This is a genomic window from Streptomyces sp. NPDC096012, from assembly GCF_040426375.1.
In the GTDB taxonomy this organism is placed as follows: domain Bacteria; phylum Actinomycetota; class Actinomycetes; order Streptomycetales; family Streptomycetaceae; genus Streptomyces.
The window spans coordinates 76,064-98,640 of the sequence record NZ_JBEOTD010000018.1 but is presented as its reverse complement, the minus strand read 5'-3'; the positions used below and the strand labels follow the sequence as shown (position 1 = coordinate 98,640).

Sequence of the window (22,577 nt, the reverse complement as noted above, 5' to 3'; positions counted from 1 at the left end):
CTCGCCAGCGGCTGACCGTCGTCCCCGCTCGGGCTGGCCGTCGTACCCGCTCGGCCGACCGTCGCCTGCTCAGGCCGACCGCCTCACCAGTGGCTGACCGTCGTACCTGCCCGGGCTGACCGTCGTACCTGCTCGGGCTGGCCGCCTCGCCAGCGGCTGACCGTCGTCCCCGCTCGGGCTGGCCGTCGTACCCGCTCGGCCGACCGTCGCCTGCTCAGGCCGACCGCCTCACCAGTGGCTGGCCGTCGTACCTGCCCGGGCTGGCCGTCGTACCTGCCCGGGCTGACCCTCGTACCCGCTCGGGCCGACCGGGAACGCGCTACGGGTCCGCGGACCGGGCCCCCGCCGGCCCCGCGGGCCGGAACTGGCGACCTGCCCGGGGGACCGGCAATCCGGTACCGGCCCGGCGGACCACGGACGCCCGCGGTCGCCGCACGGCCGGTCGTCCCCGACGGCCGTGGCGAACGCGGCGAACACCGCGCCGCGATCCGCGGGCCCCTCGTCGTCCCCGGGGACCGGGCGGACCTGGGACACCCGCCGTCGCCTCAACACCCGTGCGCGACGGGCCTGGACACCGGGCGGCTGCTCAGGGCAGCGGCTGCTCCGCCCAGATGATCTTGCCCTGGCGGGTGTAGCGGGTACCCCACCGCTCGGCCAGCTGCGCGACCAGGAACAGCCCCCGGCCGCCCTCGTCGGTGCTCGCCGCGTACCGCAGGTGCGGCGAGGTCGTGCTGCGGTCGGAGACCTCGCAGATCAGTGTGCGCTCACGCAGCAGCCGTACCCCGATCGGACCGCGCCCGTAGCGGATGGCGTTGGTCACCAGCTCGCTCAGGATCAGCTCCGTGGCGAAGGCCTGCTCGTCCAGACCCCAGTCGGCCAACTGCCGGGCCACCGACGCCCGCACCCGCGACACGGCCGCCGGATCGGACGGCACCTGCCACTGCGCCACCCGGTCCGCGCCCAGCACCCGGGTGCGGGCCACGATGAGTGCCACGTCGTCGCTCGGCCGGTTCGGCAGCCGGTCCAGCACTCTGCGGCAGGTCTCCTCCGGGGAGGCACCCGGCGCGCGGCGCAAGGCGTCGCCCAGCAGCTCCAGCCCCTCGTCGATGTCCCGTTCCCGGTCCTCCACCAGCCCGTCGGTGTACAGCACCAGCCGGCTGCCCTCCGGCAGCTCCAGCTCGGCCGTCTCGAACGGCAGCCCGCCCAGGCCCAACGGCGGACCCGCGGGCAGGTCGACGAACTCCACGCCGCCGTCGGGACGCACCAGCGCGGGCGGCGGATGACCGGCCCGGGCCATGGTGCACAACCGGGACACCGGGTCGTAGACGGCGTACAGACAGGTCGCCCCCGTGACCACGGCGCCGCCCTCCGGCGGGGTCTCGTCCTGGTCGATCCGGCCCACCAACTCGTCCAGCAGACCCAGGAGTTCGTCGGGCGGCAGGTCGAGCGACGAGAAGTTGTGCACGGCCGTGCGCAGTCGCCCCATGGTCGCCGCCGCATGCAGCCCGTGCCCCACGACGTCGCCGACGACGAGCGCCACCCGGGCCCCGGACAGCGGCAGCACGTCGAACCAGTCGCCACCCACCCCGGACTGCGCCGGCAGATAGCGGTAGGCGATGTCCAGCGCGCCCTGCTCGGGCAGCGACCGCGGCAGCAGACTGCGCTGCAGCGTGACCGCCATGCTGTGCTCGCGCGTGTAGCGGCGGGCGTTGTCGATGGACACCGCGGCCCGCGCCACCAGCTCCTCGGCCAGGGCCAGTTCCTCGGAGTCGAACGGCTGCGACGTCTGCGACCGCCAGAAGTTCGCCACGCCCAGCACCAGGCTGCCCGCCCGCAACGGCACCGTGATCAGCGCATGCATGCCGTACGCCAGCACCTCGCCGCTGCGCTCCAGATCCCGGGGGCGCCAGCCCGACGTCCCGCGCAGCCGGGGCGCCGCCACCGACTGCCCGGTGGCCAGGCTGTGGGCCTGCGGCGAGGTGGCCGCGAACCGGATGCGCTCGCCGACCGGGTACAGCGGGGCGTCCTCGCGGATCCCGGCGCAGGCGGCGCGGACCAGCGCGGTGCCGGGCCTCGGTTCGTCCCCGCCGAGCACCGCCTCGAACAGGTCCACCGTCGCGAAGTCCGCGAACCTGGGCACCGCCAGCCGGGCCAGCTCCTCGGCGGTGCGGGTCACGTCCAGGCTGGTGCCGATGCCCACCCCGGCTTCGTACAGCATGTTCAGCCGTTCCCGCGCCACCTCCGCACGGCCGGACAGGGCCCGCAGTTCGGTGGAGTCGCGCAGTGTCGTGACACTGCCCGCCGGTCCGCCGCGCAGATCGGTGGGCCGCTGATTGATCGCCAGCAGCCGGTCCTTGACCAGATGCACCTCGTCCGTGGCGACCCGCCCCGAGGCCAGCAGGGACGCCGTCTCCTCGTCCAGGCCCAGCTCCAGCACACTGCGCCGCTCGGCGTCCTCGGGCAGGCCCAGCAGGCGGTGCGCCTCGTCGTTGGCGAGCAGCAGCCGGCCGTCGCCGCCGACGATCAGCACGCCCTCACGGACCGCGTGCAGCACCGCGTCGTGGTGCTCGTACATCCGGGTCATCTCGTACGGTCCGAGCCCGTGCGTCTGGCGCACCAGGCGCCTGCTGACCAGGGCGGTGCCCGCGGTGGCCAGCACGAGCGCCGCCGCGGCCGCGGCGAGCAGGAGCGGCAGCTGCCGGTCGGCCCTCCCGCCCACGTGCGCGGTGGTGATCCCGGCCGACACCAGCCCCACCACCTTGCCGCCTCTGTCCTTCACCGGCACCACGACCTGCACCAGCGGGCCGATCGTGCCTTCGACGTGCTCGGTGACCGTGCCCCCGGCCACCGCCGGGCCGATCGAACCGACGAACTTCTTGCCGATGCGATCGGTCTTCGGGTGCGTGTAGCGGACGCCGTCGGTGTTCATCACGACGACGAAGTCCACTCCGGTCGCCCGGCGGACGGCCTCCGCCCTCGGCTGCAGTACGGCCGTGGGATCCGGGGAGCGCAGCGCGGCCGCGGTACCGGGCGCCTCGGCGAAGGCCTCGGCGACCGCCAGGGAACGATGGGCGGCCTCGTCGTCGGTGTCGTTGCGGACCTGCAACACCTGTGCCACCACGGCCGAGACGACCAGCAGCAGCACGATCACCACCTGGAGCAGGAACACCTGTCCGGCGACGCTGCGTCCGGTCACCGCCGACCGCAGCATCCCCGCCCGATCGCCCTTCGCCTGCCGGTCCTTCGGACCCGGGCCCCGCCGTGCGTGCGACGGCCAGAGCGGAAGGGGCGGCCGAGTCGCGGGCCGGCCGGGCAGTCGCACCATGTGCCATGTCTACACCGCGCGGCCCCGTCAGGCGAGGGTGTGACCACAGGCAAGGCCCGCCGGACCGCAACGGCGCCGGCCGCTCGCCGGCGTGGGCGCTGAGTGGCGGCGTGCCGTTGCGGGTTGTGGGCCGGCGGGCGGGCGTCGCGTGGTGGCGCGGCGCCGGTCGGTCATCGGTGCGGGCGGCGGCCGACTGCGTGATGTCGCCGGGGCGCCGGAGCGGGGCGCGGGCGACTGCGCGATGTCGTCGGCCACCGGGTCCCGGGCGGCGGGGCAACGGCCCCCTGCGACACGGTTGTTGACGGGGGCCGTCGGCTTGGCAGCGGGATGCCGGCGGGTCACCGGTGGGTGGGTGTCGCGCGGCGGACGGCGAGGAGCAGGGCGATGTCGTCGGGGCGGTCCGCGGCCTGCCGGGCGGTGGAGGTGAGCCGGTCGGCGACACCCGTCAGCGACCGCCCGCCCCGCCGTCCGGCGGCGGCACCGGCCCTGGCGAGCGCCAGCCGCAACGCCGTGATGCTCTCGTCGATGTCGGCGCCCGGCCGCTCCACCAGGCCGTCGGTGTACAGGGCGAGGATCGCGTCCGGCTCCAGCAGCAGCTCGGTCACCGGGTACCGGGCCCGCGGATCCACCCCGAGAACCACGCCGCCGGGAATGTCCAGCACCCGGGTCCGCCCGTCGGGGCAGCGCAGCACGGGCGGCGGATGACCCGCGCGGGCCACCCGGGCGCGGCCGCTGGCCGGATCCAGCCGCAGGTAGCAGCAGCTGGCGAACTGCCCGGGATCGAGGTCGATCAGCAGATGGTCGGTACCGCTCAGCACCTCGTCCGGCGGCCGGTCGCCGAGCGCGAACGCGCGGACCTTCGCTGCGCAGTTGACCCATGGTGGCCGCGGCCTGCACCCCGTGCCCCTGCACGTCGCCGATGACGAGCGCGAGCCCGTCCCCGGCCGCCACCACGTCGTACCAGTCGCCGCCCACGTCCATGCCCTGCGAACCCGGCAGATGGGGGGCGCCTGGTCGTGTGGGGTGGTGGGGTTCGGGGTTGCCCGGGGCTCGCGGGGTGGGCTGTCGTGTCCGTCGGTTCGCGGGGTGGGCTGTCGTGTCGTCGGTTCGCGGGGTGGGCCGTCATGTTCGTCGGTTCGCGAGGTCGGCCGTCGCGGCCGTCGGTTCGGGGGGTCCGTCGCAGTGGTCGCCGGTTCGCAGTGTCGGCCGTCGTGTCCGCCGGTTCACGGGGTCTGCCGTCGTGGTCGCCGGTTCGCGGGGTCCGTCGCCGTGTTCGTCGGCTCGCACGGTCGGCCACCGCACCGCCGGCTCACACCACTGCCTCACCCCGGTGGCGGGGCCGCCTGCCCACTCCTAGTAATGGACTGCGTAACGCCGCGCGCCGCACGCGGGGGCGCCGGTGCGGCCGCACCCTTCTCCTGGAGCCGAGATGACCGTCAGCTCTTCGTCCTCCCCTCCCGACGACTCCCTCATAACTCCCGCACCTGCCGTTCCCGGCGTCCCCAGCCTGTCCGCGCGGCTCCCGATACGTTCCGCACCACTCCTGGAGCAGGTACGCGACGTCCCCCTCCAGGACGATCCGCCGCCGTACGGTGATCCGCTGGGCGACCTGGTCCGCGCGGCCGTGGCCGACCGCCCCGTGGAGGACGTCGTCCGGCTCATCACGCTGCTGGAGCGCTCGCCCGAGCACGCCCGGACCACCGCGGAGGCGCTGCGGGCGGCCGCGGTCGGCCGATCCGTGGAGGACGTCACGCGCCTGGTGACCCTGCTCACCGAGGAGCCCCGGGGCTCCGACAGCGCGGACGAGGCGATCCGGACCGCCGCCGAGCGCCGGCCCCTGGACGAGGTCACCCGGCTGATGCGGCTGCTGCACCGCACGCCGGTGGGACCGCACTGCGGGCAGGCGGCCGTACGGGCGGCGGCCGTCGGCCGGCCCGTCGAGGAACTCGCCGAGCTGATCAGCCTGCTGGCCGCGGACCGGTCCGTCGACCAGGACCCGCTGACCGATCCGGTGCCCGCCGCGCCCGCCGACTGCAAGCGGGAGGCGCCCGGCGGCCGGTCCGGAACCGCCGGCCACGGGCCCGGTGCCGCCATGGGCACATCGGCCGCCGCGTCGCCGGCTGCCACCGTGCCCCCGGGCACTGCCACATCGTCCGCCGCCGCCTCCTCCTCCGCCGCGTCACCGGTCGCGGCCGTGCCCGGTTTGGCGGCCGTGCCCGGTTTGAAGGACCGGACGCCGAACGGCCGGACGCGGGACGACCGGACGCCGAACGGCCCGATGCGGAACGACCGGCCGGCGCGCAACAGGCTGGCGCACGAGCGGATGGCGTACGACAGGGCGGCGGAGGACCTGGAGGGGAGCGATCTGACGCGGGGCGGCCGGCTGGGGGACGACCGGGCGGCCGACGAGCGCTCGGGGGAGGACCAGCCGACGCCGGGCCGCGTGGTGACGGGCCGGTCAGTGACGGGCCGGGCGGTGACGGGCCGACACGCGATGGACGGGCACACGCAGGGCGGGCACACGCAGGCCGGGCACGCGCAGGCCGGGCACGCACAGGATGGCCACGCACAGGCCGCGCACGCACAGGCCGCGCACGCGCAGGCCGCGCACGCGCAGGACGGACACACACAGGCCGGGCACGCGCAGGACGGACACACACAGGCCGGGCACGCGCAGGACGGGCACATGATGGACGGGCCGGTGCGGAGCGACTCCCGCGGCGGCCGGAGTCTCGCCGTCTCGCTGTGGGGCGCTCGCGCCGCCACGGTGCTGGTGCTGCTGTGCGGGATCGCCCACGCCCCGCGCTACTGGTCCGGCCTGTCCCAGGGCGCCCTCGGGGCCACGGTCGTCGAGGCGGGGCTCTGCATGCTGCTGGCCCTGGCCCTTCCCGCCCGGGCCGCGCAGGCCCGCCTCGTCGCCACGACGGCCGCCGTCGGGGTCACGACGGTACTCGCCGCGGGACGGCTGCTCGGCCGGTTCAGCCCGCCCGGACTGTCTCGGGTGTGGGACGCGACCCTGGCCCCGCCCTGGCTCGCCGGTACAGTGGCGACGGTGGCCGCCGTCACGGCTCTGGCGACGTTGACGGCCACCCTCATCGCGGGCAACTCCGTGGCTGGGAGCGGACGTTGAGCCACCCCGCCCGCGTCCGACAGAGCCGGTGCGGCGAACTCGGGCCTCACCTGCCCGTGGTGCGGCACCGGGCCGGTGTCCGGGTTCCAGTCGTTCCGGCCGGTGTCCGGGGCCCGCTCGTCCCGGGCCGGCGTTCACAGATCGCTCGTCCCGGGCCGGCGTTCAGAGATCGGTCGTCCCGGGCGGCAACGGCCTCGCGCCGCGCACGCTGCGCAGCGCGAGGAACAGCACGCCGATGTCGTCCAGGTAGACGGGGTCGGGCAGTAGGTCCGTGGGCAGCAGCAGGTAGGCCACCGCGCCCCAGAACACCCAGCGCGGGCCAGTCGGCAGGCCGGCCCGGCGCAGGGTGCGCCGGGCGCGCACCAGCCGGACCAGCAGGGCGACGGCCACGGCGAGGAGCACCGCCGCGACGACGACGCCGACCACCAGCAGGGTCGTGGTGGTGGAATCCATCCGGCCTCCTTCTGCGGTACGCAGGACTACGACGGTACCGGCGCTCTGCGGCACGAGGACTACGACGGTACCGACGTTCGCGCTACGACGACCGGTCCGGGCCGGCCGCCCCCGCCGCGCCCTTCAGGCCCTCCGCACGGCCCACGCCCTCATCGGAGTCCGTGGCACCCGTGCGGTCCGCGCCGCCGTCCCCGCGGTCCGTGCTGTCGGCGTGGTCCATGCGCACCGCGCTGTCGGCGGGGACCGCGCGGTACGTGCGCTCGGCCTCGTCCGAGTCAGGCACGCGGTCCACGGGTTCGGCGTGGTCCGTGCCGTCCACGGCGAGTGCCGTGGGCCGCTGGCCCTTGGCGGTGAACTTCAGCCGTTCGAACGTCCGTGTCAACTGTTGCAGCGCGCCGGGCGTGCGGGAGGTGGACCGCTGCTGCTGCGGCAGGGCGGGCGCGGGGACGTCGCGGTAGGCGGACAGCGCCTCCAGGGTCTGTTCGGCGGCCTGTTTGTACAGGTCCCGGGACCTCGTCATCGCCTCGAGCGCCTCGGCGTACACGGCGACCAGCCGCCGTTCGTGCTCCAGTTCCTCCCGCAGGGTCAACAGGGTCCAGTTGTCCCGCAGATCCGTCAGTGCTTCCTCGGCGTCCTTCGGCAGGGGTCGCGGCAGGGCGACGAAGTGCCGCAGAGCGGCGAGGAGTTCGGTGGGCTCGGATCCGTCCAGGAAGACGTTGCGCACGGTGTGCGGGCCGCCGTCGTAGTCCTTCGGCGCCGGGTCCGGTGGCAGCAGCACGGCACCGCCGCGCGGCACCTCGACGCCGAGCACTTTCAGCGCCCAGTTCACGGCACGGAACTGGTGAGGGGCGGCCCGGTGCTCCACCACGCGGTGCCTCAGGCCGGGCGGCAGCAGCCGCGTGAGCGGCAGCCGGCCCCGTTCGTCCGGGGTCATGGCCTCGTGCACGACGATGTTGACGCACCAGGCCTCGCGCGCCGCGTCCCGCAGCCGGCGCCGCATCTCCTTGTCGTCCGCGGGCAGAGCGTTGACCTGGCGCAGGTGCACATCCGCGAGGGTGGCGTGGTGGTCCCAGCAGCCGTCCTCCTGCTCGCTCGACCCGCCCTCGGGCCAGAACAGGGTCGCCGGCGAGGGCCACGCCTCGTCCCACGGGCGCTCCGCCTCGGCGACGAGCCGCCATTCGTGCCCCTGTGGCCGGGCGGCCAGGGGTACGAGGGTCAGCCGGGCCCGCACGGTCACCGCCCCGTCCGGCCGCCAGCGGGCCTCGAACACCCGGTGGGCGGCGTCCGCGGGTGCGGGAGGTTCGGTGAAGTCGTCGATGTCGCCGCTGTCCTTGCGCCGGCGCAGCGTGCGCCGGACGACGTCCTCGGGAGCGGGACCGGTGTGACGGCCGCGGGCCGCCCAGAGGGTTGGCGGGATGACGGCGCGGTCCGTGGCGGAGTTCGACATGAGCCAATCTGCTGATGGGGGCAGGTCCGCCTATCAGTATCACCACTCGGCGGCCGGACATGTCCGCCGGGTGCCGGGGACCGGCGCGTGGCGAGGGGCGCACGCCCGGCGCACGGGCCGCGCACCGCGCACGGGGCATGCCCCGCCCGCCTTGCGGCAGCGCCGCTCACCGGCGTCTGCCACCCCGCCCGGCATCTGCACGGCTCAACCGTGATCTGCACCGCGCACGGGCCGTGCACCGCGCACGGGGCATGCCCGGCCCGCCCGGCAGCAGCGCTGCTTAACCGGCGTCTGCCACCCCGCCCGGCATCTGCACGGCTCAACCGTGATCTGCACCGCGCACGGGCCGCGCACCGCGCACGGGGCATGCCCCGCCCGCCTTGCAGCAGCGCCGCTCGACCGCCACTGCTCCGCCCGTCCGGCAGCTGCACCCCTCACTCGGGCCTGCATTCCACACCCGGGGCGCGCGCGGAACGCGTCGGAGGGCCGCGGTTCGCACGTGTCCGAGCCTTTCCGCGACGCCCACAATGGTCAGGCGAACGGGGCCCGCCCGCCCATCCGCCCAGGGGCGGACCCCGTTCACCTCCCACCCGGGCGAACCCGACGCGGCCGCTCTTTTTTCCTGTCGCGCGAAATATATCGGCAGCCGATATATCCTGGGAGCGTGACAGCGAAGAGCATGACCCGGGCGGCGTTCTTCGTCCTCACCGCGCTCGCCGACCAGCCGCGGCACGGCTACGGCATCCTGCGTGAGGTCGAGGAACTGTCCGACGGGGAGGTGCAGTTGCGGGTCGGCACCCTCTACGGCGTGCTGGACCGGCTCACCACGGACGGCCTGATCCTGCTGGACCGGGAGGAGGTCCGGGAGGGCCGGCTGCGGCGCTACTACCGGCTCACCGACGACGGTGTGGCGGCTCTCGATGCTGAGGCCGAGCGGATGGCGGCCGGTGCCGGGGCCGCGAAGCGGCGCATAGCCGAAGGCCGCCGCGCCGGCGCCCCCGGCCGGCCCGTCACCGACGGCCCCGCCGGGCTCGAACCCCCACCGGCACCACCCGGACTCGCGGGAGGCTACGCATGACCACGCTGCTCGAGGCCCGCTACCGCGCCGTGCTGCGCCTGCTCCCCGCCTACTACCGCCGGGAGCGGGAGGAGGAGATGGTCGAGACGTACCTGTGGGACGTCGACCCGTCCGTCCAGGACCAGAGCCGGCCCACCTTCGGCGAGGTGGCGAGCATCGTGGCCCTCGCCGTGCGCAGCAGGCTCGGCGGGCCGGGCGCGCCCCGGCGCTACGCCCTCCTGGGCTCGGGTCTGCGCCAGTTCGCGCTGTTCGCCGTCCTGTTGCAGGCGGCCTCCGCGGTCGTCGACCGGGCCCTGGAGCTGACCTGGGCGGCGACCCGGGGCGCGACCGGCCGGCACTACTTCCTCACCGGCTTCACCGGCTTCACCGGCCAGGGAACCGCCGTCGCGGTGTCCGCCGTCGTCACCTGGGTCCTGCCCCTGCTGTGGACGGTCGCCTACTTCGCCCTGGCCCACGACCACCGTCGCCTCGCCCGCCGCGCCGCGCTCGGCGCCGCCCTGCCCACGGTCTGGCCGCTGGTCGGACCGCTGGTCAGCGAGAGGGTGCCGCCGGATGCGCCGTACGCCACGGCCGGCGCGCTGCTGGCCTGGGCGGCGGCGTTCGCGCTGTGCGCCGCCCAGCACCGCGACGCGCCGGCCGCCCGGCTTCCGGTCGGTTCCGCCGGGCAGGTCTATCTGGCCGGCTGCGTGGTGATGGGTGCGTCCGTCGTGCTGGTGCCGTCGGCCGCGGACGCGGTGTGGGCACCGGCCACCGGGTTCGTCGTCGGTGCGCTCGGCTGGCTCCTGTGGCGCGCTCGCCGAACCGACCGCACCCCGCCCGGCGCGGCGCTCGCCCTGGCCGCCCTCGGCCTGCTGGTGCTGGCCGCCCGGCTCACCGCGCTGTATCCCTGGCGGCACGTGCCGGGAGCCGGTGTGATCGTCGGCGGCGGTCTCGGGCAGACGGCGGCGCTCGCCGTGCTCGTCACGGCACTGGCGGTGGTGGGCGGCCGGGAGCTCGCCCGGCGCTGAGGCCACCCGAGTCCCGGGCGGACCCGGGCGCACACGGAAGAGGGGGCCGGCACCTCGGCGCCGGCCCCCCCGTACGGCTCCGGGATCCGGGACGGGTGTCCGCCCGTGGAGCCGCCGGCCGGGGGTGCTACGCCCCGCTCTCCCGCAGCATGTCCTCACGCTCGACGATCTTCACGCGTTCGCGGCTCTGCGGCTCGCCCAGCGCGCGCTCGGCGGCGTCCAGCCTGTACCAGCCCTCCCAGGTGGTGAAGCGGACGTTGCGCTCGGCCAGGAACGCGTCCACGGCCTCCGGGGCGGGCGAGGCGGGCGTGTGCAGACGGCCATGGGCGTGGTCGTCCAGCAGGTTGGCCACGGTCTCGTTGGCGTCGCCCTTGGTGTGGCCGATCAGTCCGACCGGGCCGCGCCGGATCCAGCCGGTGACGTACGTCGACTGCAGGTGGGCGCCGCCTTCCTCGATCACCCGGCCGCCCTCGTCCGGGACGGTGCCGGAGTCGATGTCCCAGGGGAGCTTGGGCAGCTTCTCCGAGAGGTAGCCGACCGCGCGGTAGACGGCGGTGACGTCCCAGTCCTTGAACTCGCCGGTGCCCTTGACGTTGCCGGTGCCGTCGAGAGCCGTGCGCTCGGTGCGCAGGCCGACGACCTTTCCGTCCTCGCCGAGGATCTCCGTGGGGGACTCGAAGAAGTGCAGGAACAGCTTGTGCGGGCGGTCGCCGACGTCCCGGATCGCCCAGTTCTCCAGGGTCTTGGCGACCATGTCGGCCTGCTTGTTGCCGCGCCGGGTCTCGATGGAGCCCGCGTCGTAGTCGATGTCCTCGGGGTCGACGATGACCTCGATGTTCGGGGAGTGGTCCAGCTCGCGCAGCTCCATCGGGCTGAACTTCGCCTGCGCGGGACCGCGGCGGCCGAAGACGTGGATCTCGACGGCCTTGTTGGCCTTCAGCCCGTCGTACACGTTCGCCGGGATCTCGGTGGGCAGCAGTTCGTCGGCGGTCTTGGCGAGGATGCGGGCCACGTCGAGCGCCACGTTGCCGACGCCGAGCACGGCGACCTTCTCGGCCTCAAGCGGCCACGTACGCGGCACGTCCGGGTGGCCGTCGTACCAGGAGACGAAGTCGGCGGCGCCGTAGGAGCCGTCGAGGTCGATGCCCGGCACGGTCAGCTCACGGTCGGCCATCGCGCCCGTGGAGAAGATCACCGCGTCGTAGAAGGCGCGCAGGTCGTCCAGGCTGATGTCCGACGGATAGTCGACGTTGCCGAACAGGCGTATCTGCGGCTTGTCCAGCACCTGGTGCAGGGCGGTGATGATGCCCTTGATGCGCGGGTGGTCGGGTGCGACGCCGTACCGGATCAGGCCGAACGGGGCGGGCATCCGCTCGAAGAGGTCGATGGACACACCTGGGTCGGCGGCCACCTCGGACTTGAGCAGGGCGTCGGCGGCGTAGATCCCGGCGGGACCGGCTCCGACGATGGCTACCCGCAGGGGGCGCGGCATGATCAGGTTCCCTTCGAGCGAAGATGACGACTCGACTGGGAGCCTAAACTGAGGCAATCCTAAGTTGGTACCGGGGTCCGGTCTATGACCCCATAAGGTGATCTTATGCCTGACCCAGGGGCCGCTTATGCGCGGGCCCCCGGACGCCGAGGGGTGGGGACGGGAGGGACGCCCGGACGCCGAGGGGTGCGGACGGACGGACGCCCGGACGCCGAGGGGTGCGGACGGGAGGGACGCCCGGACGTCAGGCGGGTCTGATGATCCGGTGGATCGCCGCTTCCCCGGCGCCGTAGATCGACTCCTCGGTGATGGACGAGCCGGGCCCCGGGGCGTGGACCATCATGCCGTCGCCGACATGCAGCCCGACGTGCCGGTCGTCGTCGAAGAAGAGGACGAGATCACCGGGCTCGAGACCGGCGAGCGTGACCGGGGTGCCGGCGACAGCCTGCCGGTGCGCGGCGCGCGGCAGCGTGACGCCGGCCGCCTTCCACGCGGCCTGCGTGAGACTGGAGCAGTCGTAGGAGTCCGGCCCGGTCGCGCCCCAGACGCACGGCTTGCCGACCTGCGCCCGCGCGAACGCGATCGCCTTCGCGGCGCGCAGCGCACGGGGTGACTCGGGGACCGGCACCGGAAGGGGACCCGCGACAGCGCCCAGCTGGGCGAAGGCCCCGCTGCCGGTGTACGCGGTGAGGGGGGCGGTGCCGGTGGTGCCCCACTGGGGGAGGGCGCCGGTGTCGATGGCGGGGGCGGCGAAGACTCCGGTGTCGGTGTACGCGGTGAGGGGGGCGGTGCCGGTGGTGCCCCACTGGGGGAGGGCGCCGGTGTCGATGACGGGGGCGGCGAAGACTCCGGTGTCGGTGTACGCGGTGAGCGAGCCGGTGTCGGTGACGGGGGTGGCGAAGGCTCCGGTGTCGATGGCAGGCGCGGCGAAGGCTCCTGTGCCGGGGAAGACGGTGAGGGAGCCGGTGTCGGTGACCGCCGAGAGTGAGCCGGTGTCGGTGAGTGCCGAGAGTGAGCCGGTGCCGGTGGTGCTCCGGTTCGAGAAGGCCCCGGCGCCGGGCATGGCGAGGGCCTCTGGGGCGGTGAGCGTGGTGAGTGCGCCGGTGTCGGGTACGGCGCCGCGGGCGGTGTGTCCGGCCAACAGCTCCCGCGCCGCGGCGAGTTTGCGCCGATTTTCGGACTTGGACGACCCCCTCACGGCCGCGCCCGTATTCGCCGTACCGAAACTGGGCGCCTCGGGCACCGAGGGGGCTCCGCCGAGCCGGATCGGGTCCGGTACGGCCCCACCGGTCGACTCCGCCGCGAAGCCGGCCACTCCGGCGGCCGGCTCCAGTGCGGCCACCGTGCGCCCCGCGCCGGATTCCAGTTCGGCCACCGCGCGGTCGGCGCCCCGCTCCAGTTCGGGCAGCCGTCCGGTCGGCCCGGTGTCCAGGGCCGGCCGTTCACCGCCCGGAAGGGCGGTGTCGGGCCGTCCGTCCGCCCACCGTTCAAGGGCTCTGCCCGGCGCGAGCCCGTCCGTCACGCGGTCCCGGGAACGGGCCGGTGCGGCAGGCGCGGTGGGCAGCCGGTCGGCGGGCAGGGCAGCGGGGACGGTGGGGCCGAGTTCGGCGCGTGCCGCGTCGAACCACTGCCGGGCCACCTCGTCGAGCACCGGATCCGAGCTCCGGCCCCGCCGCTTGGCCAGCGGGACTCCCCGCGAACGCGTGCCTGCCGCCCTCGCCCGGGTCGCGTTGAAGTTCCCGGTCGCGTCCTCGGCCTGGCTGTAGAGGTAGTCGATCCGCCGCCGTACCTCGTCGCGGTTCTCCGGCGCCATGGAAGACGTGCTCCTTCCTCACCCACGAGGGGCAGTTGGGCCGTTTCGTCCGGCCGTGACGAGCACCCGGCGCCGGACCACACGGCTACCGGCCGGGGCCGAGCCGGGCGGCCTCGCGTCAACCTAGCCAACGTGTGTGCCCCGTGTGAAGGTTGAGGTGTGAAATGCCCGATACGTAGGTGTGATCTTCGCGGCGGTGTTCGGTGCGGGAGCGGTGGGGCGCAGGATTCCCTATGAAAAACCGATGAATTCGCCAACCGGTTGAACACAGTGGCACCGTCCTCCGTATGGGCGGGGGGACTCCATGCCCGACAGGCGATGACACACAGGGGACGACCTTGGTACGCAACAGGCGCAGACGCCCGACCGGCGCACGACGCGCGACCTACGCAGCAGTCGCCCTGATGCTGGGCGGAGGTGGCCTGGTCGCGGCGAACGTGTACGCCTCGGCCAGCGAGAACTGGGGCGACGGTTCCGGCACGAGCGCCCATGGACAGGTCCTGTCCGCGGGCACGGCGACGATCGACTGCCCCGACGTCGGCAGCCGGCTGACGGCCGTTCCGGACGGGGCCCGGCCGGACGTCGACCGTGAACTCGCCGCGCTCGACGGGCAGACGACGACGGCGTACCAGCAGCTCCAGGCCGCGATGCGGGACGGCGGCCGCTCCGGCGACTCCGTCGACGCCGCGATCATGAACCCGCTGAAGGAGAAGCGGGCGGAGACCATCGGCCGGATCGCCGACGCCATCGACCGGGAAGGGGAGCGTCCCGGGGGCCTGGAGGGCCTGGCCGACTGCACGCTGCGTCCCGGCGAAGGGGGCGGTGGTGACGGCGGCGCCGGCGGTGCCGGTCAGGCCACGGCCGGCGGTGCCGGTCAGGCCACGGCCGCCCCGAGCGGTGGGGCCCAGCAGGGCGGTGCGGGCCAGGGCGGCAACGGACCCGTCGTCTCCGACTACGCGGACATCACCTCCGTACAGCCCGACGTGCCGAACCCGCCCCAGCAGGCCGGCGCCTCGCGCGGCACCTTCGCCTCCGACTGCGGCGTCAACGCGGGCGGCCTGTTCAACTCGGACAACGTCATCGTGGCTCCCGGCGTCGCCAACGGCGCCCACCACTTCCACGACTACGTCGGCAACCAGGGCAACAGCGCCTTCGCGACCGACGACGACCTGGCGAACGCCGACACCAGCTGCGTGGACCAGGGCGACAAGTCGACGTACTACTGGCCCGTGCTGCGCCTGCAGAACGGCAAGCAGGAGCGGGACGCCGGCGCTCCCGGCGGCGGCACGGAGGGCAACGCGGGCCAGATCGTCACGCCCGCGCAGGTGACGCTGACGTTCGTGGGCAACCCGCGCGCGAAGGTCACCGCCATGCCCCGCCTGCTGCGCATCATCACCGGCGACGCCAAGGCCTTCGTCAACGGGCCCGGCAACGCCAACGCCTCCTGGAGCTGCACCGGGTTCGAGGACCGGCAGCTGAAGGACAAGTACCCGCTGTGCCCGCAGGGCAGTGACGTCGTACGCACCTTCCGGTTCCAGAGCTGCTGGGACGGCCGCAACATCGACAGTGCCAACCACCGCACCCACGTGGCCTTCACCGCCCCCGACGGTTCTTGTCCGGCGGGCTTCAGCCCCGTTCCGCAGCTCGTGCAGCGCATCGTCTACGACGTCAAGGCACCGAGCCTGCAGGACGGCGGCCGTACCGTCCCGCTGTTCGCGGTGGACTCCTTCCCCGAGCAGCTGCACAAGCCCGTGACCGATCACGGCGACTTCATCAACGTCTTCGACGAGGACCTGATGCGGAAGATGGTCGACTGCATCAACTCCGGCCGCACCTGCGGCCCGGACGGCAAGGGTGACGGCAACGGCGGCAACGGCGACGGCGGGAGCGGCGCCGGTGACGGCGGGAGCGGTACCGGGAGCGGTAGCGGCAACGGCGACGGTGGTGGCAAGGGCACGGGCGGCGGCGGCGCCGGGGGCGGCAGCGGCCACGAGGTGACCGCGACGCCGACACAGGGTTCCGGCACGGGAACGAGTGCCGGGCCCACGGCTGGTTCCGGCGACGGGCCGACGGGGGCCGCGGGCGACGGCGCGGGGGCCGGAACCGGAGCGGGCGCCACCCCTGCGCCGGCGCCGTCGCAGTCCGGCTCGGGCGAGGCACCCAGGACCGATTCGACGAGCGATCCGGTCCGTACGACCAAGCGCGACGGAGGTCAGAAGGGCGCGCCGGCCGGGTCCGCAGGGACGGCCTCCACGGTGAACCGTTCGGCGGCACCGGCCCGGTCGGCACCCGCCGCCGCACCGGCCACCTCCGCACCCGCCGCCTCCGCGCCGGCCTCCACGGGCCCGGCCGGATACGTCCCGCCCCCCTCCGCACAGACACAGCCCCAGGCGACACAGGGCGGCCTGGCCGAAACGGGTGCCCACCTCTGGCCCGCGGCCATCGGCACGCTGCTCGCCCTGTCAGGTCTTCTGATGCTGCTCCGGGCCAGGCGCCTGCGCTACTGACCGACCCATCCGTGACCGGCCTGACCGGCCGCGACCGCTCCACATCGAAGGATCCGGCCGTGGCCGGCCCGCAAGTCCGATCCGTCGAGACCGGTCCATCGCGACCGGCTCGGCGGGCTTGGCGGCCTTGGCGGGCTCGTTCGGCACCGACCATCCGTACCCGGTCCCCACGCGGCGGCCCGCCTCCAACACCGCGGCCCGCCTCCTACGAGGCGCGCCGCCGTGCGTCGTCGGCCTCGCCCCCCGCGCGCGGCAGGCCGCAGAGAGGCCAGTTCGGCCCGTCCCGCCCCGGAACACGGTCATGCGGCCCGTCCCACCGCAGAACACCGTCATGCCGGGCAGGCCCACCGCAACATCGCCAGACCGGCCCCAGTAGGGGACCCGTGGACCGGCCGGGCGCGGGCGGCGTACCTCAGACGAGCTTGAGAGTCCGCTTGGCGAGGTCGTAGGCGGGCCGCATCGCCTCGTGCTCCTCGGTGTCCATGCCGCCGAGGTGCAGGACGACCGGGCCGTCGGGAGTGCTGACCGCGAAGGCGCTCTCCTTCTTGGTCTCCTCCAGCAGCTTGCTCGTGTACAGGTACTCCACCTCGACGCCGGAGACACCGCCGCCGGTCCTGAAGGAGCGGTACTTCGCCTTGCTGGTGTTGTCCTCGGCGGCGACGAACTGCCGCAGTACACCGCCCGCGTCGGCGTCGCCCGTCCTGCCTCTCCACACGCGCAGGAAGCCGATGTTGCCGGCCGGCTTGGCGTCGATCTCGCAGGCGGCCGTGACCGGACCCTGGCGCAGCATCGCCTCTGCGACCGCTCCGCTCAGGTCGTCACCGGAACCCTTCGACGCCTTGGACAACTCCGCCTCCCCGTCGACGGCCTTGGCCTTCCAGTCCTTGGCGATCGAGAAGCTGACGGGCAGTTCGCAGGCGGAACCGGCCGCGCCGATCGTGCCGCCGCTCGCGGCCCCCGCGTTCCCGCTGCCGCCGTCCCGCGCCGTCGGCGAAGCGTTCGCGGCCTTCTTCCCGTCCTCGTCCGCCGAATCCGCACAGCCGCCGAGCGCGGCCGCAAGTGCCACCGCCGCGATCACCCGGCCGCCGATGGTCCCCACCCTGACCTGCACTGTTGTCTCCCCTCCGGTTCAAGGCGGCCACTGTAACCGAGCGCCCCGACACCGCCGTACGCAATTACCTCCCTGCCGACCGCACCGATTCCCCTCAGGACACCCACCTCGTCCCGTCATCCCGCGTCGCGCCGGCAGTGCAGGAACAGGTGCGGCTCCGGTACGGCCTCGGGGTGGGCCGGTGTGAACACGGTCTGCTCCTCGGCCAGTACCGACAGGCCCGCGCCGGCCACCAGTTCGGTGAAGGCCCCGGCGCTGAAGCTCGTCACCCGGACCGGCTGCCCCATGAACAGCGCCTCGACGCCCTCCACGTCGAGGGGCACGGTGGCCAGCACGACCAGCCCGCCCGGCCGCACCGCCCGCGCGAGTTTCGCCACGACGGCCGCCTGCTCGGCGCGGGACATCTGCAGCAGCGAGAAGTAACCGCATACCGCGTCGAACGAGTCGCCCTCCAGGGCGAGTTCCCGGATGTCGGCGAGCCGGAAGGCGGCCTCCGGCACCTGTCTGCCGGCCAGTTCCACCATGACCGGTGAGACGTCGACGCCCAGCACCCGGTGCCCCGCCTCGGTGAGGGTCTGCGCGGTCGGCCGTCCCGTGCCGCTGCCCACGTCCAGCACCCTGCTGCCGGGCGCCAGCCGCTCCAGCAGCCACCGCAGCGACGCCCGGTGCGGCTCGGACGCGGCGAACGCCTCCTCGTAGGCGGCACCCAGCGCATCGAACACCTCGGCGGCCGGCGCCCGGCGCTCGTCCTCGTCCACTCTGTCTCCTCGCGTCGTTCCGTGCAGCCTGCCGGGCATCGTCCTACCCCGGGCGGCCACCCACGACGCCTGGCCTACGCCGCTACGCCTGGCCTACGCCGCCACGCCTGGCCTACGCCGCCACGCCCGGCCTACGCCGCCTTGCCCGGCCTACGCCGCCTGCTCGGCCCGCGCCGCCTTGCCCGGCCCACGCCGCCACGCCCGGCCCGCGGGGCCCACGACTCCGCACCCGCCCACAGGGCGCACGAGACGGCACCCGCCCACAGGGCGCACGAGACGGCACCCGCCCACAGCGCGCACGAGACGGCACCCGCCCACAGCACCCACGACTCCACGGCCGCCCGCAGCCCGCGACGTTTCCGGACGCCCCCCGGTGCGACGGGTGCGCCTATCGTTTGCGGCGGGTGGCCGCGGCACGGCAGGGTGCGGCACGTGCCTACTCTCCTGATCGTCCATCACACCCCCTCGCCCAACTGCCAGGCCCTGTTCGAGGCCGTCGTGTCCGGCGCCACGACACCGGAGATCGAGGGCGTCCGTGTCGTGCGGCGGGCGGCGCTGGCCGCCACCGCCTCCGACGTGCTCGAAGCCGACGGCTACCTGCTCGGCACGCCCGCGAACCTGGGCTACATGTCCGGCGCGCTGAAGCACTTCCTCGACCAGATCTACTATCCCTGTCTGGACGAGACGCGGGGCCGTCCCTTCGGCTACTACGTCCACGGCGGCAACGACGTCACCGGGGCCGTCCGGGCCATCGAGGCCATCACCACCGGGCTGGGCTGGCGCCGCGCGGCCGACCCGGTGACCGTCACCGGTGAGCCCGGAAAGCCCGGCACCCAGGCGTGCTGGGAGCTCGGTGCCACGGTCGCGGCGGGACTCATGACCGACTGCTGAAGCATGTGTGTCGACGGCGCGGCAGTCATGTGCCCGCCGTGCCCGAACCGGGCGGCCGGCGCAGGAGTGGCAACCGAGCCCAAGCCCCCGCTGTCGCCCCGAAGTCCCCCAAAGCACCTGCCGCCCCGGTGTGGAGCCGCCGTGGTGACCGAGTCCCCGCGAAAAACCGCGACCGCGACCGCGCCCGACGAACTCCTCGCCCAAAACGTCACCTTGCGCGCCGACGCCTTCCTCATGGACGGCTACTACGCCTGGCGGCTGCTCGCCTCCGCGGCCGCGCTGAGCGGCTGCCCGGCCGCACCCGAGTGGAGCCGGGCCCGTCCTGGCGGTCGTCGGTGGGTGCGCGGCGCGGAGGCTCAGCGGGCGCGCTCGGCCGCCCGGGTGAAGTGCCGGCGGGAGGCGGCCCGGGCGTGGTCCGTCCGGTCGTCCGGTGCGCCGGTGCCGGCGAGGGTCCGCACGAACAGGCTGACCGTGGCCTGTTCCGTGAAGGCGTTGCGGCGCATCAGTTCCGCGGAGGCCGTGTTGCGGCGCTCCACGTCGGTCACCACGCACACCGCCCCGGCCGCCGCGAGGCGCGCGCAGCACTCCTTCACCAGCCGTGAGGCCACCCCGCGCCCCTGATGACCCGGGTCGACGGCGATCCACTCCAAGTAGCCCCAGTCCGCGCGCTGTTCGAACGACAGGGATCCGAGGACGAAGCCGGCCACCCGGTCGCCGTCCAGCATCACCAGGCACGCGGAGTGCGGCGCGTCCAGGTGCCCGGCGACGGCGGACAGCGACCAGCCGGTGTAGGGCATGGCCTCGGTGTCGTAGACCCGGTGACCGAGGTCGAGGACGGCGGCGAGGTGCTCGAAGCCGAGTTCTCGCAGCTCCAGCGCGGAGGTCGGCCTGGCGTCGGCCATGAGGGCTCCCTTCGGTGCGGTGTTTCGCAGCATATGTCCGCACGGGCTGCCCCGCCGCCACCGGTGCTCCGCCGTGCCCGCCGTGCCCGCCGTGGCCGCCGTGCCGCCACCGGCGCTCCGCCGTGCCCGCCGTGCCCGTGGCCGGGCGGCTCCGCGCCGGAGCCGGCGCGCACCCCCGCCGGCCGACGGCGGCCGCCTTCCCGCGCGGCCGCAGCACAGGTGTGCGGGCGGTGGCGTCGGCCCGGCGTGCTGGGAGCGCTTGTGCGCGCAGTTGCCGGTGTGTCAGATTTCGATGACATGCGCTCGCACACACCGTCTGACCAGAAGGGACGCAATGAGCACCGAGACGCTGGAGTTTCAGGCCGAGGCACGGCAACTCCTGCAGCTGATGGTCCACTCGATCTACTCGAACAAGGACATCTTCCTGCGTGAGCTGATCTCGAACGCCTCCGACGCCCTCGACAAACGGCGCCTCGTCGGACTGACGGACGACGGCCTCAAGGCAGACGACCTGCACATCGCCATCGAGGTCGACAAGGAGGCCCGCACACTGACCGTGCGGGACAACGGCATCGGCATGTCCCGCGACGACGTGGTGGGCCTCATCGGCACCATCGCCAAGTCCGGTACGGCCGAGACGCTCCGCCGGCTGCGGGAGAGCGAGGAGTCGGCCGAACTGATCGGTCAGTTCGGTGTCGGCTTCTACTCCGTCTTCATGGTCGCCGACCGGGTCGTTCTGCTCACCCGCAAGGCCGGCGAGGAGACCGGCGTGCGCTGGGAGTCGGACGGCGACGGCACCTACACGATCGAGACCGTCGAGGACGCGCCGGAGGGCACGTCGGTGACCCTCCACCTGCGCCCCGCGGACGAGGAGGACGCACTCCACGACTACGCGGCCGACTGGAAGATCCGGGAGATCGTCAAGCGGTACTCGGACTTCATCTCGTTCCCCATCCGGATGGGGGACGACACCCTCAACTCCATGAAGGCGCTGTGGGCCCGGCCGCGTTCCGACGTCGAGGACGAGGAGTACCGGGAGTTCTACCGGCACGTCAGCCATGACTGGTCGGAGCCGCTGGAGATCATCCAGATGAGGGCGGAGGGCACCTTCGAGTACGAGGCGCTGCTCTTCATCCCGGCACGCGCCCCGCACGACCTCTTCCAGCGCGACGCCCGCCACGGCATCCAGCTGTACGTCAAGCGCGTGTTCATCATGGACGACAGCCGCGAACTCCTGCCCGGCCACCTCCGCTTCGTCAAGGGCGTCGTGGACGCGGCCGACCTGTCGCTGAACATCTCCCGCGAGATCCTCCAGCAGGACCGGCACATCCAGCTGATCCGCCGCCGCCTGGCGAAGAAGGTCCTGTCCACCATCAAGGACCTGATGCGCAACGACACGGACAAGTACCGCACCTTCTGGCGCGAGTTCGGATCCGTGGTCAAGGAGGGCCTGCTCGACGGGAACGAGGACCACAAGGCCATCCTCGACATCGCGTCGTTCGCCTCCAGCGCCGGCGACGAGCCCACCACGCTGGCCGACTACGTCGCCCGGATGAAGGACGGCCAGGACAAGATCTACTTCATGACCGGTGAGAGCCGCGCACAGGTCGAGAACTCCCCGCACCTGGAGGCGTTCCGGGCCAAGGAGTACGAGGTGCTGCTGCTCACCGACCCGGTGGACGAGATCTGGGTCGAGTCGGTGCGCGAGTACGACGGCCACGAGTTCCGGTCCGTCGCGCGCGGCGCGGTCGACCTGCCCGCCGAGGCGGAACTGTCGGAGGAGGAGTCCGGGGCCTACGCGCCGCTGCTGGCCTGGCTCGACGAGACGCTCGACGGCGTGAAGTCCGTACGGCTGACCACCCGCCTGACCAGCTCACCGGCCTGCCTGGTCAGCGACGCCGACGGGCTCACGCCGGCGCTGGAGAGGATGTACCGGGCGATGGGCCAGGAGGTGCCGCCGGTCAAGCGCATCCTCGAACTGAACCCGGAGCACCCGCTGGTCAGCGGGCTGAGGTCGGCGCACGAGCAGCGTGCGGCGGACCCAGAGGCGGCGCCGGAGCTGACCGAGACGGCCGAGCTGCTGTACGGCACCGCCCTGCTCGCGGAGGGCGGCGACCTGGCCGACCCGGCACGCTTCGCCAAGCTGCTCGCCGACCGCCTCGCCCGGACCGTGTGACCGTCGCCCGGCCGTCACGTTCGGTGAACCGACCGGACGCGGCGGCCGGGCGAACCGACCGAAGGGCGGCGGGCGGAGAACCGGGTGTGAGTAGTTGAGGTACAGGAAATCCCGGTAGGCGAGCCCCAGGGCCTTCTCCGGCTCAGGCCGGGTCTTGACGCGGGTGGAGATCTTCTCGGAGAAGATCCGCTTGAAGAGCGGTTCGAGTGCGGCGAGCTGGGAGGCGGGTTCCTGCTGGGCGGTCGAGCAGCGGGCGTACCCGATCCGGATCGGCTTGGCCGCGACGGCGGCCGGCAGGGCCGGGGCGGGCGGTCCATGTGGACAAGAAGAGCGGAGCCACCGTCGAACGCCCCGGCCTGGCCGGCCTGCTCGCCTATCGCCCGCCCCGGCGACACCATCGTCGTGCAGGTTCCAGTATGTCGCGTACCATTTGCCGTCGATTTCGTCGGGCCGCATGCCCAGGTGGTTCTGACGGTCGGGATCGGGG

The 22,577-nt window shown here is 73.8% G+C and carries 14 protein-coding genes and 2 pseudogenes; 6 read left to right on the top strand and 10 right to left on the bottom strand.

Features of this window, described 5'->3' with window-relative positions; all coding sequences use genetic code 11:
* Positions 1-586 precede the first annotated feature (586 nt).
* Together ABVB68_RS19255 and ABVB68_RS19250 are read right to left on the bottom strand one after the other, a co-directional pair.
* Positions 587-3,211 carry a SpoIIE family protein phosphatase gene (locus ABVB68_RS19255; protein ID WP_353602290.1) on the bottom strand — a complete coding sequence of 875 codons (2,625 nt, stop codon included), beginning with the start codon at positions 3,209-3,211 and terminating at the stop codon, positions 587-589.
* A 452-nt stretch (positions 3,212-3,663) separates the two neighbouring features.
* Positions 3,664-4,327 (bottom strand): annotated as a pseudogene (locus tag ABVB68_RS19250) (PP2C family protein-serine/threonine phosphatase); the annotation flags it as partial.
* Positions 4,328-4,754: 427 nt separating this feature from the next.
* On the opposite strand from ABVB68_RS19250, the gene ABVB68_RS19245 reads away from it, so the two are divergent.
* Entirely contained in the window at positions 4,755-6,455 is a 1,701-nt protein-coding gene (locus ABVB68_RS19245; protein WP_353602289.1) for a hypothetical protein, read from the top strand.
* Between the two features lie 162 nt (positions 6,456-6,617).
* Here ABVB68_RS19245 and ABVB68_RS19240 read toward each other — a convergent pair whose 3' ends face one another.
* Both ABVB68_RS19240 and ABVB68_RS19235 read right to left on the bottom strand, forming a co-directional pair.
* Positions 6,618-6,908, bottom strand: a complete 291-nt coding sequence (locus ABVB68_RS19240; protein ID WP_353602288.1) for a DUF1232 domain-containing protein — start codon at positions 6,906-6,908, stop codon at positions 6,618-6,620.
* An 82-nt stretch (positions 6,909-6,990) separates the two neighbouring features.
* Positions 6,991-8,355 (bottom strand): hypothetical protein, encoded by a 1,365-nt coding sequence (locus tag ABVB68_RS19235; protein WP_353602287.1) that lies wholly within the window; start codon positions 8,353-8,355, stop codon positions 6,991-6,993.
* A gap of 679 nt (positions 8,356-9,034) precedes the next feature.
* On the opposite strand from ABVB68_RS19235, the gene ABVB68_RS19230 reads away from it, so the two are divergent.
* The gene (locus ABVB68_RS19230) at positions 9,035-9,433 is read left to right on the top strand and encodes a PadR family transcriptional regulator (RefSeq protein ID WP_353602329.1); all 399 of its coding nucleotides are present in this window, start codon (positions 9,035-9,037) and stop codon (positions 9,431-9,433) included.
* The gene (locus tag ABVB68_RS19225) at positions 9,430-10,440 is read left to right on the top strand and encodes a hypothetical protein (protein ID WP_353602286.1); all 1,011 of its coding nucleotides are present in this window, start codon (positions 9,430-9,432) and stop codon (positions 10,438-10,440) included. Before ABVB68_RS19230 ends, ABVB68_RS19225 begins: the two co-directional genes overlap by 4 nt.
* Before the next feature lie 127 nt (positions 10,441-10,567).
* On the opposite strand, the gene ABVB68_RS19220 is transcribed toward ABVB68_RS19225, so the two are convergent.
* Both ABVB68_RS19220 and ABVB68_RS19215 read right to left on the bottom strand, forming a co-directional pair.
* Positions 10,568-11,932 carry an FAD-dependent oxidoreductase gene (locus ABVB68_RS19220; RefSeq protein WP_353602285.1) on the bottom strand — a complete coding sequence of 455 codons (1,365 nt, stop codon included), beginning with the start codon at positions 11,930-11,932 and terminating at the stop codon, positions 10,568-10,570.
* A 244-nt stretch (positions 11,933-12,176) separates the two neighbouring features.
* Positions 12,177-13,745 (bottom strand): NlpC/P60 family protein, encoded by a 1,569-nt coding sequence (locus ABVB68_RS19215; RefSeq protein ID WP_353602284.1) that lies wholly within the window; start codon positions 13,743-13,745, stop codon positions 12,177-12,179.
* A 404-nt stretch (positions 13,746-14,149) separates the two neighbouring features.
* Here ABVB68_RS19215 and ABVB68_RS19210 point away from each other — a divergent pair, with 404 nt between their 5' ends.
* Complete coding sequence (locus ABVB68_RS19210; protein WP_353602283.1) at positions 14,150-16,252, top strand: DUF1996 domain-containing protein; 2,103 nt, start codon at positions 14,150-14,152, stop codon at positions 16,250-16,252.
* Between the two features lie 412 nt (positions 16,253-16,664).
* Here the strand turns inward: ABVB68_RS19210 and ABVB68_RS19205 are convergent, their stop codons facing one another.
* Together ABVB68_RS19205 and ABVB68_RS19200 are read right to left on the bottom strand one after the other, a co-directional pair.
* Complete coding sequence (locus ABVB68_RS19205) at positions 16,665-17,363, bottom strand: lipoprotein (RefSeq protein ID WP_353602282.1); 699 nt, start codon at positions 17,361-17,363, stop codon at positions 16,665-16,667.
* 116 nt (positions 17,364-17,479) lie between these two features.
* Positions 17,480-18,160: a class I SAM-dependent methyltransferase gene (locus ABVB68_RS19200; protein WP_353602281.1), complete on the bottom strand. Its 681-nt coding sequence runs from the start codon at positions 18,158-18,160 to the stop codon at positions 17,480-17,482.
* 393 nt (positions 18,161-18,553) lie between these two features.
* Between ABVB68_RS19200 and ABVB68_RS19195 the strand changes: the two genes are divergently transcribed.
* Positions 18,554-19,012, top strand: a complete 459-nt coding sequence (locus ABVB68_RS19195) for a flavodoxin family protein (RefSeq protein WP_353602280.1) — start codon at positions 18,554-18,556, stop codon at positions 19,010-19,012.
* 356 nt (positions 19,013-19,368) lie between these two features.
* Here ABVB68_RS19195 and ABVB68_RS19190 read toward each other — a convergent pair whose 3' ends face one another.
* Positions 19,369-19,914: a GNAT family N-acetyltransferase gene (locus ABVB68_RS19190; protein WP_353602279.1), complete on the bottom strand. Its 546-nt coding sequence runs from the start codon at positions 19,912-19,914 to the stop codon at positions 19,369-19,371.
* A gap of 334 nt (positions 19,915-20,248) precedes the next feature.
* Between ABVB68_RS19190 and htpG the strand changes: the two genes are divergently transcribed.
* Positions 20,249-22,090: a molecular chaperone HtpG gene (htpG, locus tag ABVB68_RS19185; protein ID WP_353602278.1), complete on the top strand. Its 1,842-nt coding sequence runs from the start codon at positions 20,249-20,251 to the stop codon at positions 22,088-22,090.
* 126 nt (positions 22,091-22,216) lie between these two features.
* Here htpG and ABVB68_RS36960 read toward each other — a convergent pair.
* Positions 22,217-22,546 (bottom strand): annotated as a pseudogene (locus tag ABVB68_RS36960) (recombinase family protein); the annotation flags it as partial.
* Between the last annotated feature and the right edge of the window lie 31 nt (positions 22,547-22,577).

Excerpts from the sequence above, each read along its gene's own strand:
- ABVB68_RS19230 (WP_353602329.1), top strand. The coding sequence starts at position 9,035 with ATGACCCGGGCGGCGTTCTTCGTCCTCACCGCGCTCGCCGACCAGCCG.
- ABVB68_RS19240 (WP_353602288.1), bottom strand. The coding sequence starts at position 6,908 with ATGGATTCCACCACCACGACCCTGCTGGTGGTCGGCGTCGTCGTCGCG.
- ABVB68_RS19200 (WP_353602281.1), bottom strand. The coding sequence starts at position 18,160 with ATGCCCGGCAGGCTGCACGGAACGACGCGAGGAGACAGAGTGGACGAG.
- ABVB68_RS19220 (WP_353602285.1), bottom strand. The coding sequence starts at position 11,932 with ATGCCGCGCCCCCTGCGGGTAGCCATCGTCGGAGCCGGTCCCGCCGGG.
- ABVB68_RS19225 (WP_353602286.1), top strand. The coding sequence starts at position 9,430 with ATGACCACGCTGCTCGAGGCCCGCTACCGCGCCGTGCTGCGCCTGCTC.
- ABVB68_RS19255 (WP_353602290.1), bottom strand. The coding sequence starts at position 3,211 with ATGCTGCGGTCGGCGGTGACCGGACGCAGCGTCGCCGGACAGGTGTTC.
- ABVB68_RS19210 (WP_353602283.1), top strand. The coding sequence starts at position 14,150 with ATGCTGGGCGGAGGTGGCCTGGTCGCGGCGAACGTGTACGCCTCGGCC.
- ABVB68_RS19190 (WP_353602279.1), bottom strand. The coding sequence starts at position 19,914 with ATGGCCGACGCCAGGCCGACCTCCGCGCTGGAGCTGCGAGAACTCGGC.
- ABVB68_RS19245 (WP_353602289.1), top strand. The coding sequence starts at position 4,755 with ATGACCGTCAGCTCTTCGTCCTCCCCTCCCGACGACTCCCTCATAACT.
- ABVB68_RS19235 (WP_353602287.1), bottom strand. The coding sequence starts at position 8,355 with ATGTCGAACTCCGCCACGGACCGCGCCGTCATCCCGCCAACCCTCTGG.
- htpG (WP_353602278.1), top strand. The coding sequence starts at position 20,249 with ATGAGCACCGAGACGCTGGAGTTTCAGGCCGAGGCACGGCAACTCCTG.
- ABVB68_RS19215 (WP_353602284.1), bottom strand. The coding sequence starts at position 13,745 with ATGGCGCCGGAGAACCGCGACGAGGTACGGCGGCGGATCGACTACCTC.